The organism is Rhodococcus sp. 05-339-2, assembly GCF_002258965.1.
Classification (GTDB): domain Bacteria; phylum Actinomycetota; class Actinomycetes; order Mycobacteriales; family Mycobacteriaceae; genus Rhodococcoides.
Window position 1 is genome coordinate 796,631 of record NZ_NOYW01000018.1, and the last position, 15,112, is coordinate 811,742.

Sequence of the window (15,112 nt, forward strand, 5' to 3'; positions counted from 1 at the left end):
TGCGGTTCAACCAGAGAGCGCGATCATCGCTATCGCACCGAGCGCCAACGCCATTCCGATCTTCTGCAGCATTCCCACTCGCTCGCCGAGCATCACCATCGCCAGCAGTACCGTCGCCGCCGGATACAGCGATGCGATGACACTGACCAAGGAGAGCAGACCACCCTGATAGGCGTAGATCATCGCCGCGTTGGCGACGACGTCGAGCACGCTGACGAAGGCCGCGAGTTTGAGCACGCTGCCGTGCGGCGGTGCGAAGTGGCCGGAAGCGAGGGCCACGATCCAGACCACCGCGGTCGCGGATGCGCGCGATGCCGCCAGCGGCCACAGCCCGCTGCCGTCGCCGATCCGGTGCAGAAAGATGAATGCGAACGCGAACGTCACCCCCGAACCGACCGTCAACCAGGCGACTGTTCGGGTGAACTTCATCTCGCGTCCGCCGGCCACCTCGCCGGTCACCTCGTCCGGGGATTCTCTGCTCACCAGCACCACGGCCACCAGTGCTACGGCGATACCGACGAACGCGATGATTCCGGGACGCTCTCCCATGGACAGCCCCACCAGGACCGGGATCCCGGCGACCAGGACGGCGGTGACCGGTGAGACCACGGCCATCGGCCCGGCAGCGAGGGCCAGGTAGAACCACCACACCGCAACGCCACCGGCGACACCCGATGCCAGCCCCCAGAGCATCGCCGGGAGCTCGATCGTGCCGCCGACGAAGGGTGCGACGAGCAGCACGATCACCAGCGACAGGGGGTAGGACACGATGACCACCCGGAGGGCGGCGACTCGGCGGGATGCGACTCCGCCGACGAAATCGCTCACTCCGTAGCCGACGGCGGCTACCAGGGCGAGCAGTACAGCGGTCAGCGCATTCCCTTCACGCGACGACCGAGCTCGCGAGTGACCTCGCGTTCGGCGGTGCGCTTGGCCAGCGACTGTCTCTTGTCGTAGTCCTGCTTGCCCTTGGCCAGTGCCAGCTCGACCTTGACCTTGCCGTCGGAGAAATACATCGACAACGGCACCAGCGTCAGGTTTCCCTCTTTGACCTTGCTTGCCAGGCGATCGATCTCGCGGCGATGAAGGAGCAGTTTGCGGTTTCGCCGCGGCGCGTGGTTGGTCCAGCTCCCGAGCGTGTACTCGGCGATGTGCAGCCCGCGCAGCCAGATTTCACCGTCGTCGACGGTCGCGAAGGCGTCGACCAGTGAGGCCTTACCGTCGCGCAGACTCTTGACCTCGGTACCGACGAGGGCGACTCCGGCCTCGAGGACGTCGAGTATGGAGTAGTTGTGCCGCGCCTTGCGATTGGTCGCGATGGCCTTGCGGCCCTTCTCTCTCACTGCAGGGCCCTTTCTCGAGCATGCGCCGCGTGGATCGGTTCCACGGGCAACCGCTCCAGCATAGAACCGAACGGCAACCGATTTTATTCGCGCACGTACAACCGCAGCGTGATGTACGCCGTCACCGCAGCCATGCCCACTCCCACCAGCGCGAGGAACGGCGAGACGAGCAGAACGTCACTGTTCGATATTCGGGCCAGAATGTTGGCCTGATACACATCCGACAGAACGTCGTCGATGAACATGTTCTTCGCGGTGAACAGGCCGGCGATCGCGAGCGCCGAGCCGATCAACGCCGCCACCACCGCCTCCAGGAGGAAGGGCAACTGCGTGTACCACCGAGTGGCACCGACCAACCGCATGATGCCCACCTCGGTTCGTCTGGTGAACGCAGCGATCTGAACCATGTTGGCGATCAACAGGATTGCCGCGATCGCCTGCACCGTGGCGATGGCGAAAGCCGCGTTGCGCACGCCGTTGAGCACACTGAACAGACGCTCGACGAGATCGCGCTGATTGAGAACGCTCTGCACGCCCGGTCGATTCTCGAAGTTGTCGTTGATGACCCCGAACCGTTCGGGATCGCTCAGACGCACCTTGAACGACGCGGGAAAGCTGTCGGCACTGACCAGTTCGGCCAACTCCGGCTGATCCTTGAACACGCGCTCGGTGGCGTCCTTCACCGCATCCTCACGATTGAGGTACTGCACCGAGACCACCGACGGAGTGCTCTCGAGATCCGATCGCAGGGTGGCACAGGTCTCCTGCGCACAATCGGCGTCGCTCGCCGAGATGTCGTCGGTGAGGAAGATCTGCACCTCCACCCGATCGAGGAAGATCTGTTGGGTCTTTCCCGCCATCTGGACCACGAGCAGCCCTCCGCCGAACAGGCCCAGAGAAATTGCGGTCGTCAAGATCATGGCGATCGTCATGGTGATGTTGCGGCGAAGTCCGGTGAGGACCTCGCTGAAGATGAAACTTGCGCGCATCGCGGAATCCGAGCCCTTCGATTCGTTCGGTCGTGACGTCTGTGCGGTCCTGAGTCGGCGGCGGCGTCAGCGACCGACGCCGTAGACCCCGCGGGCCTCGTCACGAACGACTCGTCCGTTGTCGAGTTCGACGACGCGTCGGCGCATCGAGTCGACGATGTGGTTGTCGTGGGTGGCCATCAGCACCGTGGTTCCGGTGCGGTTGATGCGCTCGAGCAGCAGCATGATGTCCTGGCTGGTGTCCGGATCGAGGTTTCCGGTCGGCTCGTCCGCGAGCAGCACGAGTGGACGATTGACGAACGCGCGAGCGATCGCCACCCGCTGCTGTTCTCCACCGGACAACTCGTTGGGCAGACGATCCGACTTACCGCCGAGTCCCACCAGGTCGAGAACTTCGGGAACGGTGCGCTTGATCATCGAGCGCGGCTTGCCGATCACTTCGAGAGCGAACGCCACGTTCTCCACCACCGTCTTCTGCTGCAACAGGCGGAAGTCCTGGAACACGCAGCCCATGCTCTGCCGCAGCCGGGGGACGCGTCGGGCCGCCAGTCGGTTGACGTGGAAATCGGCGACGTGGATGTCGCCGGAGGTGGGCGTCTCCTCCTTGAGGAGCAGCCGCATGAACGTCGATTTGCCCGAACCGGACGGACCGATCAGGAACACGAACTCACCCTTGTCGATGGAGACCGTCACCTTGTCCAGGGCAGGCCTGGTGGAGGTCTTGTAAGACTTGGAGACATTCGAGGTGCTGATCACGGGTCGCCAGTGTAGTCCTTACCGTCCGGTAACCGCCGGAACCGAGGGAGCACCGCGGCGAGTCCCGAGAGACGGTAAAGGATGCCTCAGCGAGACGACGTCGGCGCAGGCTGGCTGGGTATCAGCGACTGAATCACCGGTGGCAGCGGGACACCGAACGGCGCGGTGGTCGTCGACGGCAGGGTCGTCGTGGTCGCCGGCTGCCCTGATTCGTCGACGCTTCCCGATCCGTCGGGATCGGTGGTGGCAGTCGGAGTGGGTGTGACGGTGGTACTCGAATAGGTCGGTTCCACGGCTTGCGGCTGGGTGTAGGGGGTGAGTTCGCCTGGGTCCACGGCAACCGGGCCCTGGATACGTTCACTGTCCCTCTCGGCGATCTCTGCACTGACCTGGCCGTACCACAGACCGGTGAGCACGAAGCAGATCCCGAACGCGACTGTGGACGTGCGGACGCGGCCGTTGATCTTGGCCGGAATGCGCCACTGTCGCCAGTTCCGCTGCGGCCCTTCGGTTCCGGTATCGGGCGTATTCATCGATCCTCCGTCCGATCTCGTCCCGACGCTTCCGGCGCGACCCCGGCCGTACTGACGTCGGGAGCAACGCTGATGCCCTCGGGTCGCAGCGCGGCGGCCACTCGGACTCGAAGTTCTCGTCCTACCTGGAACTGCTTACCCGGCAATGTTCGCGCAACGAGGCGAACGTTGACCTGTCCCACCTCGATGCTCTCCACACCCATCACGGTCGGTTCGTCGAGCAACAGCGGACGCAACCGAGCGTCTGCGAACGCGTCGCGGCCGACCGATCGGAGCAGCGCATTCACCTGGGTGAGATCGGCGGTGCTCGGCACGGGAACGTCGACGACGGCGCGCGCCCAATCCTTCGACAGGTTGATCGCCTTGACGATCTGCCCGTTCGGCACGGTGATGACCTCACCGTCGACGCTGCGGACCCGGGTGACGCGTAGTGTCACGTCCTCGACCGTGCCCTCGGCGTCCTCGGCAGAACCGTTGACGGCGATCTGCACGACGTCACCGAATCCGTACTGACGTTCGGTGATGATGAAGAACCCGGCCAGAATGTCCTGGACCACGCGCTGAGCACCGAAGCCGAGCGCTGCGCCGATGACCGTCGCGGGTGCCACGAGCCCGCCGACGCCGAATCCGAAGCGACGCAGCACTTCGATGGTGACGAGGATGTAGATGAGGGTGACCACGACCCAGGTGATGACCTGGGCCAGCGCGTGCCGATGCTTGGCGGCCTCGGACCGCACGAGCGCATCGCTGTGCTGGTAGTTCTGATCGATTCGGGCAGTGATGCGGGACCCGGTCCAGGTGACGAACCGCGCGGCCAGCATTCCGCCCAGGATGTACAGCACGATCCCGAGGGCGTTCAGCTTCAGGTCGAGCGTCGGGTTCAGCCAGCTGGTCATCGGAACGACGGAGCGGATCCTGCGCAATGACCGGTCATCTACTGCTCCCCTCGCATTCGCCAACGAATTCCCGATTCCAGGAATCCGTCTATGTCCCCGTCGAGAACTGTAGACGGATTGTTGACTTCGTACTCGGTACGCAGATCCTTGACCATCTGGTACGGGTGCAGAACGTACGAGCGCATCTGATTACCCCAGGAGCTACCGCCGTCACCCTTGAGCGCATCCATCTCGGCACGCTCTTCCTTGCGCTTGACCTCGAGCAGCTTGGCCTGCAGCACCCGCATGGCCGAGACCTTGTTCTGCAGCTGAGACTTCTCGTTCTGGCAGGTCACCACGATCCCCGTCGGGATGTGCGTCAACCGAACGGCGGAGTCGGTGGTGTTGACCGACTGCCCACCGGGACCGGACGAGCGGTACACGTCCACGCGAATGTCGTTCTCGGGGATCTCGATGTGGTCTGTGGTCTCTACGACCGGAAGCACCTCCACCTCCGCGAACGAGGTCTGGCGACGACCCTGGTTGTCGAACGGGCTGATCCGCACCAGCCGATGCGTCCCCTGTTCCACCGACAACGTGCCGTACGTGTACGGAGCCTTGACCGCGAACGTTGCGCTCTTGATACCGGCCTCTTCGGCGTAGGACGTGTCGTAGACCTCGACGCCGTAGCCGTGCTTCTCGGCCCAGCGGATGTACATACGCATGAGCATCTCGGCCCAGTCGGCCGCGTCGATTCCGCCTGCACCGGAACGGATGTTGACCAGTGCGTCGCGTGCGTCGTACTCACCGGAGAGCAGGGTCCGCACTTCCATGGCTGCGATGTCCTCCCGGAGCGCGGCGCGTTCGGCGTCGGCATCGGCGGTGGCGGATTCGGCTGCCTCGCCTTCTTCACCCTCGGCGAGCTCGTACAGAACCGGCATGTCCTCGAGGCGCTGCCTGAGTTCTTCGACGCGGCGAAGCTCGGCCTGCGCATGGGACAGCTGGCTGGTCACCTGCTGCGCGTGTTCCTGGTCGTTCCACAGGTCCGGCGACGCCGCCTGATGCTCGAGTTCGTCGATGCGTCGCCGCAGTTCCTCGACGTCGAGCACCGACTCGACGGTGGACAGAGTGGTGTCGAGCTCGGCCAGGTCTGCAGAAACGTCGGGATGCACGAGAGTCAAGGTTACCGGCACGCGAACCCGAACCCGACCGCCCCCGATTCCCCCGGCCCCCACGAGCCGAACGGAGACCGACGTCGAGGGTTCGAACCGCGAAGATTTCAACTCTCGTCAGGCCATCGGTGGACTGCTAGCTTTCGGCTCATCGACACATTCGCATCTCGACATGCCTGCCACCGCCCGGTGCCGGCCACACCCGCAGTACACAGGAGCGTCGCATGACCGTCACCGACCAGTACCTCGAGAACAACAAGGCGTACGCCGAGACGTTCGACGGTCCCCTGCCGTTGCCGCCGTCGAAGCACGTGGCAGTGGTGGCGTGCATGGACGCCCGACTCGACGTCTACCGCATCCTCGGTCTCCACGACGGCGAAGCCCACGTGATCCGCAATGCGGGCGGTGTCATCACCGATGACGAGATTCGCTCACTGGCCATCAGTCAGCGTCTGCTCGGCACGAAAGAGATCATCCTGATCCATCACACCGACTGCGGCATGCTCACCTTCACCGACGACGAGTTCAAGAAAGATCTACAGGACGAGACGGGCATCAAGCCACACTGGGCTGCCGAGTCGTTCACCGACTTGGACCGCGATGTTCGCCAGTCGCTCGCCCGCATCGAGCAGAGCCCGTTCGTCACGAAGCACGAATCCGTTCGAGGCTTCGTCTTCGACGTCGCAACCGGAAAGCTGAACGAAGTCACCGAATAGGCCCGACCACCCATGTCGCCGCGTACGAGCAGCCCGTGCGCGGCGATAGTCTTCTCCGGTGACCGATTACTCCTCCGATCTTGCTCTCGCCCTCACTCTCGCCGACGAGGCGGACGCCATCACGCGCCGACGGTTTCTCGCCATGGACCTGTCGGTCGTATCCAAGCCGGATCTCACCCCGGTGTCCGACGCGGATCTGGCCGTCGAGACGGCAATCCGCAACTCGCTGGGTGCGCAGCGCCCCACCGACGCGTTGCTGGGCGAGGAGTTCGGCGGTACCGCGACCTTCAGCGGCCGCCAGTGGGTGGTGGATCCCATCGACGGCACCAAGAACTTCGTCCGCGGCGTGCCCGTCTGGGCGACCCTCATCGCGTTGCTCGACGACGGCGTACCGCGAGTCGGAGTCGTCAGCGCGCCTGCCCTGAACCGACGCTGGTGGGCCGCACTCGATCAGGGGGCCTGGACGGCACCGGACGGCGGCACCCCACGCCGGATCGAGGTCTCGAAGGTCGATGCACTGTCGTCGGCCAGCCTGAGCTTCTCCAGCCTGTCCGGCTGGGCCGACCTCGGCACCCGAGATCGGTTCCTCGATCTGACCGACTCCGTGTGGCGGGTACGCGGCTACGGCGACTTCTTCTCGTACTGCCTCGTGGCCGAGGGGGCAGTCGACATCGCCGCCGAACCCGAGGTCTCGCTGTGGGACCTGGCGGCCCTCGATGTCCTGGTGCGCGAGGCAGGCGGCGAGTTCACCGCGCTCGACGGCACCGCGGGCCCACACGGTGGCAGTGCCGTGGCCACCAACGGCCTACTGCAGCACGCGGTCCTCGAGCACCTGTCCCCTCGGGCCTGACATTCGCCTAGAGAACTGCAGCCACAACCAGCGCGATCAGCGGTGTGATGCCCTGAACGAACGCCGCTCGAAAGTACTTTGCGCCACCGGTCGCGAGCACGAGTGCCGCGCCGACGATGCTCGCGCAGGCGAAGTACACGATGGCGTCGCCCGCGGAGCCGCCCACGACGAGGCCGACCACGATGCCGATGGCCAGGAACAGGTTGTAGAAGCCCTGGTTGAAGGCCATCGGTTTGACGACGTCGGCGTCGTGCTGACTGGCGACGCCGAAACGCGACCATACTGCGGGCCTGGACCAGGCCACGCTCTCCATGACGAATATGACGACGTGGAGGGCCGCGGCGAGGCCGGCGAAAACCTGGGCGATCGGATGCACCGGATCAGCGTGCCATATCCAGCCCGGCCTGGCGTGATGCACTCGGCAACCACTCGGCTCGGTGCGTGAACTTACTCGATAGTAGACAGCTATCTTACTCGGGAGTAAGATCTGTGGAGTCCGTGACCGACGCCGAGGAACTGGTGATCATGAGCAAGCAAGACAGTGTGGTCGACGCGAAGGCCCCCAAGGTGCCCCGCGATACTTCTGCGGTTGGCCTCAACCCGTTCAAGAGGGATGCGATCGGAACCGCGATGCGCGTTCTGACCGCCATCACCGGATCCGAACTGGCGGAGAAGTACAACCTTCGTCAGACGATCGACCGGGTGACGTACGAGAGCACCAAGACCGGGTTCAAGACGCTCGGCGCGGCAAATCGCACGTTCGCCAAGGTCACCGGTGGCGGTAAGCCCAAGCGTCTCGACGACGGTGCCGCCAAGAACCTGAGCTACTTCGACCTGACGCCCGACGACGAGCAGCGCATGATCGTCGAGACGGTCAAAGAGTTCGCCGAGGAAATCCTCCGGCCTGCCGCATTCGATGCGGACCACAACGCGTCCTCGCCCGAGGACCTCGTACGTCGCTCCGCCGAACTCGGCATCACCCTCATCAACGTTCCCGAGGAGCTCGACGGCGCTGCCACCGAGCGCGGGGCCGTCACCAACTCGCTCGTCGCCGAGGCGCTGGCGCACGGCGACATGGGCCTGGCCCTGCCCATCCTTGCCCCCTCCGGCGTCGCCGTCGCGCTGACCCAATGGGGAACGGACGCACAGCAGAAGACCTACCTGCCCGCGTTCGTGGGCGAGAAGGTTCCGAACGCTGCGGTGGTCGTCAACGAGCCCCGCGCGCTCTTCGATCCGTATGCGTTGCAGACCAAGGCCGTTCGCTCCCCCAGCGGATACAAGCTCAACGGCGTCAAGAGCCTCGTGCCTGCTGCAGGCAGCTCCGAGCTGTTCGTCGTCGCCGCAGAACTCGAAGGCCGCCCGGCATTCTTCATCGTCGAGTCCGACTCGAAGGGTCTCGTCGTCGAGGCCGATCCGAGCATGGGACTGCGCGCTGCCGGACTCGGTCGCCTGATCCTGACCGATGTCGCAGTTCCCGAGTCGGCATTGCTCGGTGACGGTGACGCGGACCAGCGGGCCGCCGAGTACAGCGCTGCCATCGGTCTCGCACGACTGGGCTGGGCGTCACTGGCCGTCGGTACGAGCCAGGCCGTGCTGGACTACGTCGTCCCCTACGTGAACGAGCGTGTGGCCTTCGGCGAGCCGATCAGCAACCGACAGGCCGTGGCCTTCATGGTCGCCAACATCGCCATCGAGCTCGACGGCATGCGGTTGGTGACGCTGCGCGGCGCTTCGCGGGCCGAGCAGGGACTGTCGTTCGCCCGCGAATCGGCGCTCGCGCGTCGACTCGCCTCCGAGAAGGGCATGCAGATCGGTTCCGATGGCGTCCAGTTGCTCGGCGGTCACGGCTTCACCAAGGAGCACCCGGTGGAGCGGTGGTACCGCGATCTGCGATCCGTCGGCGTCGCCGAAGGCATCGTTCTCATCTAGCCGTCCGCCCCGAATTCCATGGCACTCACCCAAGGACACACACCATGATCAATCTTGAACTTCCCAAGAAGCTTCGGGCGCAGGCGAATCAGGCTCACCAGGTCGCTGCCGAGATCTTCCGCCCGATTTCCCGCAAGTACGACCTCGCCGAGCACGAGTACCCGGTCGAGCTCGACACCATGGCGTCGATGGTCGAAGGCATGTCCGACGCCGGTGGCGAAATCGGCGGAGCCGCCGGTGGCCGCGAGAAGGACAGCGAGTCGGCCAAGCCCAGCAAGACCGCGAACGCCAACGGCGGCAACATGTCTGCCCTGGTGAACGTGATCGAGACCTGCTGGGGCGACGTCGGCCTGACGCTGTCGATCCCCTACCAGGGCCTGGGCAACTCGGCCATCGCAGCGGTGTCCACCGACGAGCAGCTCGAGCGCTTCGGCAAGGTGTGGGCCTCGATGGCCATCACCGAGCCCAGCTTCGGCTCGGACTCCGCAGCGGTGACCACCACCGCCGTCCTCGACGGTGACGAGTGGGTACTCAACGGCGAGAAGATCTACGTCACCGCCGGTGAGCGTTCCACCCACATCGTCGTATGGGCGACGGTCGACAAGTCACTCGGCCGCGCGGCCATCAAGTCGTTCGTCGTTCCGCGTGACGCACCGGGCCTGTCGGTTGCACGTCTCGAGCACAAGTTGGGCATCAAGGCGTCCGACACCGCTGCGCTGCTGCTCGAGGATTGCCGCATCCCGAAGGACAATTTGCTCGGCACCGCCGAGGTGAACGTCGAAAAGGGCTTCGCAGGCGTCATGCAGACCTTCGACAACACCCGCCCCCTGGTTGCCGGTATGGCCATCGGTGTGGCGCGGGCGGCACTCGAAGAGCTGCGATCGATCCTGGTCGATGCCGGAGTCGACATCTCGTACGAGACACCCGCCTACAACCAGCACGCGGCGGCTGCAGAGTTCCTCCGCCTCGAAGCGGACTGGGAAGCAGCACATCTGCTCGCACTGCGGGCAGCGTGGATGGCCGACAACAAGGAGCCCAACTCGCTGCAGGCGTCGATGTCGAAGGCCAAGGCGGGCCGCTCGGCAGTCGACATCACCCTCAAGGCAGTGGAACTCGCCGGTACCTACGGCTACTCCGAGCGCCCGCTGCTCGAGAAGTGGAGCCGCGACTCCAAGATTCTCGACATCTTCGAGGGAACTCAGCAGATCCAGCAGCTGATCGTTGCTCGTCGAGTACTCGGGAAGTCGTCCGCAGAACTGAAGTGATACCTGGCTCGTCGTCGAGCCGAGATGTCGCCGCGAAACGGCATCGGACCCCGCGTCCGATGCCGTTTTTCGTGCGTCGGAAAGAAAAATTTTGGGACGGTGTCGATATCGTGGTCTGCCGGACGTCGTCATCGTGAACGGCGACTCGCGCCGCGACAACGAGGTACCGAACCCAGGAGCGCACCATGAAGTACATCCTCTTGATCAACGCCGACACCACGCCCGGAGCAGCACCGGGCTGCAGCAGTGTCGAGGACTGGATGACCTACGAGAAAGAGATGAAGGAAGCCGGCGTCTTCGTCTCCGGGTACGCCATGGCCGATCTGACGACCGCCACCGCGGTGCGCGTCGATCCGCGCACCGAGGTACGGACCGTCACCGACGGCCCGTACGCCGAGTCGCACGAGGTTCTCGGCGGCTACGACGTGATCGACGTCCCCGACCTGGACGCGGCACTCGAGTGGGCGGCCCGATGCCCGGGCTCCAAGGACGGCGGCGCGGTGATCGTGCGGCCCCTTGCAGAATTCTGACCGGCGCAGTCCCGCCATGCAGGATTCCTCGGTGAACGAGTCGGGGGTTCATCGAGCGCTCGAATCGGTCTTCCGAGCCGAGCGCTCGATTCTGCTCGCCTCGTTGGTACAGCGGTACCGCGACCTCGACCTCGCCGAGGAAGTGACCTCGGACGCCATCGAGTCGGCCCTGAAACACTGGCCGGTCGATGGCGTCCCGTCACGGCCGGGGGCGTGGCTACTCACCACTGCCCGCCGGAAAGCGGTCGATCGGCTGCGCCGCGATCAAAACCTGGCCGCCAAAGTCGGAGTGCTGCAGGCGGATACGGATCGCAGCGAACCGAGCAGCCCGAATTCGCTCGACGATGCTCTGCCCGACGACCGGCTGCAGTTGTTCTTCACGTGTGCACACCCGGCGCTTGCGGCCGGTGACCGACTCGCGTTGACGCTTCGATGCCTGGCCGGTCTCGGTACCGGCGAGGTGGCCCGTGCGTTGCTCATCCCTCCGGCCACGGCGGCGCAGCGAATTGTGCGGGCCAAAAACAAGATTCGGGCCGCACGGATTCCGTTTCGCCTCCCGGGCCCGGACGAGCTGGCAGGCAGGGTGCCGATGGTGCTCGAGGTGGTCTATTCGATCTTCACCGAGGGCTATTCGGCGACCTCGGGTGAGAGTGTCGGGCGAGTCGATCTCGTCTCCGAAGCCATCGGTATGGGACGACTTCTCCACACCGCACTGCCGACCGAGCCCGAGGTGGCAGGCCTGCTGGCGTTGATGCTGCTCATCGACGCCAGACGCGACGCTCGCACCGACTCGGATGGCGACATCGTGCTGTTGGCAGATCAGGACCGTGGACTCTGGAACGCCGAGATCATCGCCGAAGGGACGGAACTCGTGGTCGAGGCCCTCAGCGGCGGCCGGGGCGGTCCGTACGCCGTGCAGGCGGCCATCGCTGCGCTGCATGCAGAATCACCCGACACCGACAACACGGACTGGCCCCAGATCGTTGCGCTGTACGACGTGCTCATGACACGGACACCGAATGCGATCGTCGCGATGAACAGGGCTGTCGCACTGGCGATGCGCGACGGTCCCGAGCCCGGTCTGCGAGAGCTCGACCGGCTTGCCGACGAGGCGTCGTTGCGCCGATATCATCCGTATCCCATGGCGAGAGCCGATCTGCTGCAACGACTCGACAGGTTCGAGGAGGCGGCGGTGGAGTATCGCAGTGCGTTGGATTTCGCCCGAACCGCACCGGAGAAGCGCCTGCTCCGACGTCGGCTCACGGAAGTGAGCACCTGCCGCAGTCAGGCCGACAGAACCGCGTCCACCTGATCTGCCGTCAACGCACGGTCCGCGTACACCACGCGAATTGCGTCGACATCCGGATTGCCGACGTCGGGTCCGCGGGTGATCAACTCCAGGCCTACGCGTTCGGCCACCCGCGCCGACGCGACATTGTGTTCGAGCAGGTATGCCACGATCGGCAGTTCGGGCTCGGTTCGGTGCGCGCACTCGACTGCGATCTCACACATCTCCGCGGCATACCCGTTGCCCTGCGCGTCGGGATGGAGGCGATAGCCGAGATTCCAGAAGGCGTTGCGGCGCTTCGAACATCCGCCGTAGCCACTGACCGTGCGGCTGCCGCGCTCACGAATGATCCAGGTGGACAATCCATCCCGCCGCCACTGATCCGACCAGCCCTGCACCATTCGTTCGGTCACGCCGGGATCGGTGTGCCGCAGGCTCGGAAAGTGGGTCCACGACTGCGGGTCGCTGCAGATAGCGTACAACTCATCGAGATCGGCGACGGCCGGCTCGTCGAGGTCGAGACGCGAGGTTCGTATTCGCACACGCCGGATCCTACGGGGAGGAAATCTGGTAGACCGGTGGTACGGAATCGAGTGAAGGGTGTGACCGTCATGGCCGAGTGGGTCAAGAAGATCGAAGAGAACGCGAAGGGTCTCATCGCCGAGGCCGAACAGGAGTTGACGGCACTCGAGGGCGTGGACACGGTCGACCTCACCGCCGACGCCTCCGAGGACGGCGAGGATCCCGACACGGTCACCAGTGACGATGCCCGCGAGCAGGTTTCGGACTGAACCGACGGTACCCAGTCGTCACGCCCGGACCACGACGACACACGATCGGTCGGTGGACGTCGATCGGAATCATCTGTCGCGCACCAGGTCTCGACTCGACGACGGCCGTGCCCGACGCGGGATGTCCACCGTCGCGGCACTGTCCGAAATGCTCGAACACACCGACCGGTAGCCGGGATCAGTCGAACACGGACCAACAGATGCTGCTTCTTCTCTTCTGGTCTTCCAACACCAGCCGGCGCACGCTGTTCGGAAGCCGGTCACGCTGCCACTCGAGCTCTTTCCTGCCTGCACTCGTCTCTCGGCCTGCGGGTGCCGCCGCCCGCGCTGCCTTGATGGCGTAGGCGGCTGCTCCGAGCTCGTGTTCGGGTACGTGAGCCACGCAGGCTGCCTGGCCCGCGGCGTACGCGGCGAAGCGAGAGCAACCGACGAGCGGCCGTGCTGCTCCCATGGCGTGGCCACCGAGGGCGCGGGTGGCCATCATCGCGAGTTCGCCGCGCACCCACGCACGGGTGGCCTCGATCGCCTCGCGTGGTCGCGGGTCGACGGGTCGGACCGTCTCGAACAAGTGGAGGACGTGTTCCGCACACTCGGCCGCCCAGAGCGCGAGGCTCCGATGGTCGTCTTCGGACAGAAGTCCGCCGCGCTGCACGGTGATGAGGCGAGGGTCTCGGACGGCGGGAAGAATCACACGAGTCGTCCTTTCGACGGTATCGCGTTCGCCCTCGGGCCGAACGGGCCGTTCCTACACATACGAGAATACGAAAAAGACCCAGGACATAAGTCCTGGGTCTTCGTCAGTGGTAGCGGGGACAGGATTTGAACCTGCGACCTCTGGGTTATGAGCCCAGCGAGCTACCGAGCTGCTCCACCCCGCGTTGCAACTACGAAGTTACTACCGTGCGTACGGCCAATGCAAATCACGTGACTTCCGAGCGCTGTCACCCACTCGACGAAGTGCACCGCGGCAGGTTGTGGCTCGCGCTTATCATGCCGTAGGCGGCTCGAAATAGTGCTCCGCGTCTCTTTTCGTGCGTGTTTCGAGTCACATAACGGTCGGGTTACGAAGTAGAAACAATAGCGCCACGACCGGGCCTGAGCTGCCGAAATACCCCCTTGAGTCCCAGTATGTGGACAACGACTGTCCCATTCCGGCTCAGTGACGGTGAGCAGATCCTCGACTACCTTCACGGGCGGCCCTAAACCGCTGGGCCTGCACCACCCCGCCGCTTCCTTCGCTCTGCCCCGCGGGTGTGGTCCCCAATACGTACGGGGGCAGAGCCGCGACGATACGAAGTGCCTGGTCACGAACGCCGTACATCCCGGCGAGGTGATTGCAGGCCAGTCGCGCCAGTCGAGCGCGGAGAGGATTCACCCCGCATGACCACACAGAACAATTTCGGCAAGCGCGCTCTCGGATTGGTCGCCATCGCAGGTGCCGCCGTAGCAATCCCCCTCGGCGTTTCAGCCGGAACCGCCAACGCAGCCTCGAACAACTGGGACGCAGTTGCACAGTGCGAGAGCGGTGGCAACTGGAGCATCAACACCGGAAACGGCTACTACGGTGGCCTGCAGTTCTCGCAGAGCACCTGGACGGCCAACGGCGGAACCGGATCGCCGGCCAACGCATCCAAGGCCGAGCAGATCCGCGTCGCGGAGAACACCCTGCAGAGTCAGGGACCGGGCGCATGGCCCGTGTGCGGTCAGCAGCTGACCAAGGGTGCCTCCACTCCCGAGCCCGAGGCAGCTCCCGCACCGGCTCCGCAGCCGGCTCCCGCACCGGCACCGGCACCGGTCGTGGCTCCCGAGGCCGCAGCAGCCACGCAGGCTGCACAGGGCGTGTTCGACGCGGCGTCCAAGCTCGCCGACCAGTACGGCCTGAGCACCCAGTTCCAGCACCTCGTTGCAGCGAACGCCCCGGTGCTCGCGCCCATCGGACGCTGATCACCCGGCAGTTCGTCGAACTGCCTCTCACGTTGCCTCGTATCTCACGCGCGAGCAGGTGACGAACGACGGAAGGGCCGCCTCACCATTCGGTGAGGCGGCCCTTTCGCTCGTATCGACCGGTTCGGGTC

At 65.0% G+C, this 15,112-nt stretch carries 18 protein-coding genes and 1 tRNA gene; 8 read left to right on the forward strand and 11 right to left on the reverse strand.

What is annotated here, in order from left to right:
* Positions 1-6 precede the first annotated feature (6 nt).
* From CH273_RS21465 to prfB, 7 genes are all read right to left on the reverse strand, one after another.
* A complete protein-coding gene (locus CH273_RS21465) occupies positions 7-861 on the reverse strand; it encodes a DMT family transporter (protein ID WP_032397705.1) in 855 nt (284 codons plus the stop codon).
* Between the two features lie 8 nt (positions 862-869).
* The gene (gene smpB, locus CH273_RS21470; RefSeq protein WP_032397704.1) at positions 870-1,343 is read right to left on the reverse strand and encodes an SsrA-binding protein SmpB; all 474 of its coding nucleotides are present in this window, start codon (positions 1,341-1,343) and stop codon (positions 870-872) included.
* Positions 1,344-1,426: 83 nt separating this feature from the next.
* Complete coding sequence (ftsX, locus tag CH273_RS21475) at positions 1,427-2,332, reverse strand: permease-like cell division protein FtsX (protein WP_032397703.1); 906 nt, start codon at positions 2,330-2,332, stop codon at positions 1,427-1,429.
* Between the two features lie 66 nt (positions 2,333-2,398).
* On the reverse strand, positions 2,399-3,088 hold the full coding sequence (gene ftsE / locus CH273_RS21480; RefSeq protein ID WP_027496574.1) for a cell division ATP-binding protein FtsE: 690 nt from the start codon (positions 3,086-3,088) through the stop codon (positions 2,399-2,401).
* Positions 3,089-3,174: 86 nt separating this feature from the next.
* Positions 3,175-3,621, reverse strand: a complete 447-nt coding sequence (locus CH273_RS21485; RefSeq protein ID WP_032397702.1) for a hypothetical protein — start codon at positions 3,619-3,621, stop codon at positions 3,175-3,177.
* A complete protein-coding gene (locus tag CH273_RS21490) occupies positions 3,618-4,517 on the reverse strand; it encodes a mechanosensitive ion channel family protein (RefSeq protein WP_032397701.1) in 900 nt (299 codons plus the stop codon). The genes CH273_RS21485 and CH273_RS21490 overlap by 4 nt, the downstream gene beginning before the upstream one ends.
* A gap of 38 nt (positions 4,518-4,555) precedes the next feature.
* Entirely contained in the window at positions 4,556-5,668 is a 1,113-nt protein-coding gene (prfB, locus tag CH273_RS21495) for a peptide chain release factor 2 (protein ID WP_032398321.1), read from the reverse strand.
* Between the two features lie 224 nt (positions 5,669-5,892).
* On the opposite strand from prfB, the gene CH273_RS21500 reads away from it, so the two are divergent.
* Positions 5,893-6,384: a beta-class carbonic anhydrase gene (locus CH273_RS21500; RefSeq protein ID WP_032397700.1), complete on the forward strand. Its 492-nt coding sequence runs from the start codon at positions 5,893-5,895 to the stop codon at positions 6,382-6,384.
* Between the two features lie 58 nt (positions 6,385-6,442).
* Positions 6,443-7,234 (forward strand): histidinol-phosphatase, encoded by a 792-nt coding sequence (gene hisN / locus CH273_RS21505; RefSeq protein WP_032397699.1) that lies wholly within the window; start codon positions 6,443-6,445, stop codon positions 7,232-7,234.
* A gap of 7 nt (positions 7,235-7,241) precedes the next feature.
* Here hisN and CH273_RS21510 read toward each other — a convergent pair whose 3' ends face one another.
* Positions 7,242-7,610 (reverse strand): DUF1304 domain-containing protein, encoded by a 369-nt coding sequence (locus CH273_RS21510; RefSeq protein WP_032398320.1) that lies wholly within the window; start codon positions 7,608-7,610, stop codon positions 7,242-7,244.
* Between the two features lie 143 nt (positions 7,611-7,753).
* Here CH273_RS21510 and CH273_RS21515 point away from each other — a divergent pair, with 143 nt between their 5' ends.
* From CH273_RS21515 to CH273_RS21530, 4 genes are all read left to right on the forward strand, one after another.
* The gene (locus tag CH273_RS21515; RefSeq protein WP_032398319.1) at positions 7,754-9,163 is read left to right on the forward strand and encodes an acyl-CoA dehydrogenase family protein; all 1,410 of its coding nucleotides are present in this window, start codon (positions 7,754-7,756) and stop codon (positions 9,161-9,163) included.
* Positions 9,164-9,207: 44 nt separating this feature from the next.
* Positions 9,208-10,428 carry an acyl-CoA dehydrogenase family protein gene (locus CH273_RS21520; RefSeq protein WP_032397698.1) on the forward strand — a complete coding sequence of 407 codons (1,221 nt, stop codon included), beginning with the start codon at positions 9,208-9,210 and terminating at the stop codon, positions 10,426-10,428.
* Positions 10,429-10,613: 185 nt separating this feature from the next.
* Positions 10,614-10,958, forward strand: coding sequence for a YciI family protein (locus CH273_RS21525; RefSeq protein ID WP_032397697.1), 345 nt, complete (start codon positions 10,614-10,616; stop codon positions 10,956-10,958).
* 16 nt (positions 10,959-10,974) lie between these two features.
* On the forward strand, positions 10,975-12,270 hold the full coding sequence (locus CH273_RS21530) for an RNA polymerase sigma factor (protein WP_052050268.1): 1,296 nt from the start codon (positions 10,975-10,977) through the stop codon (positions 12,268-12,270).
* Here the strand turns inward: CH273_RS21530 and CH273_RS21535 are convergent.
* Positions 12,243-12,788: a GNAT family N-acetyltransferase gene (locus CH273_RS21535; protein WP_032397696.1), complete on the reverse strand. Its 546-nt coding sequence runs from the start codon at positions 12,786-12,788 to the stop codon at positions 12,243-12,245. The two genes, CH273_RS21530 and CH273_RS21535, sit on opposite strands and share 28 nt — an antisense overlap.
* 51 nt (positions 12,789-12,839) lie before the next feature.
* On the opposite strand from CH273_RS21535, the gene CH273_RS21540 reads away from it, so the two are divergent.
* Entirely contained in the window at positions 12,840-13,037 is a 198-nt protein-coding gene (locus CH273_RS21540; RefSeq protein WP_256991339.1) for a hypothetical protein, read from the forward strand.
* A 178-nt stretch (positions 13,038-13,215) separates the two neighbouring features.
* On the opposite strand, the gene CH273_RS21545 is transcribed toward CH273_RS21540, so the two are convergent.
* Together CH273_RS21545 and CH273_RS21550 are read right to left on the reverse strand one after the other, a co-directional pair.
* On the reverse strand, positions 13,216-13,728 hold the full coding sequence (locus CH273_RS21545) for a putative immunity protein (protein ID WP_032397694.1): 513 nt from the start codon (positions 13,726-13,728) through the stop codon (positions 13,216-13,218).
* Between the two features lie 110 nt (positions 13,729-13,838).
* Positions 13,839-13,915 (reverse strand) — tRNA-Met (locus CH273_RS21550).
* A 502-nt stretch (positions 13,916-14,417) separates the two neighbouring features.
* Here CH273_RS21550 and CH273_RS21555 point away from each other — a divergent pair.
* Positions 14,418-14,981 carry a transglycosylase family protein gene (locus tag CH273_RS21555; protein WP_032397693.1) on the forward strand — a complete coding sequence of 188 codons (564 nt, stop codon included), beginning with the start codon at positions 14,418-14,420 and terminating at the stop codon, positions 14,979-14,981.
* The last annotated feature ends 131 nt before the right edge of the window (positions 14,982-15,112 follow it).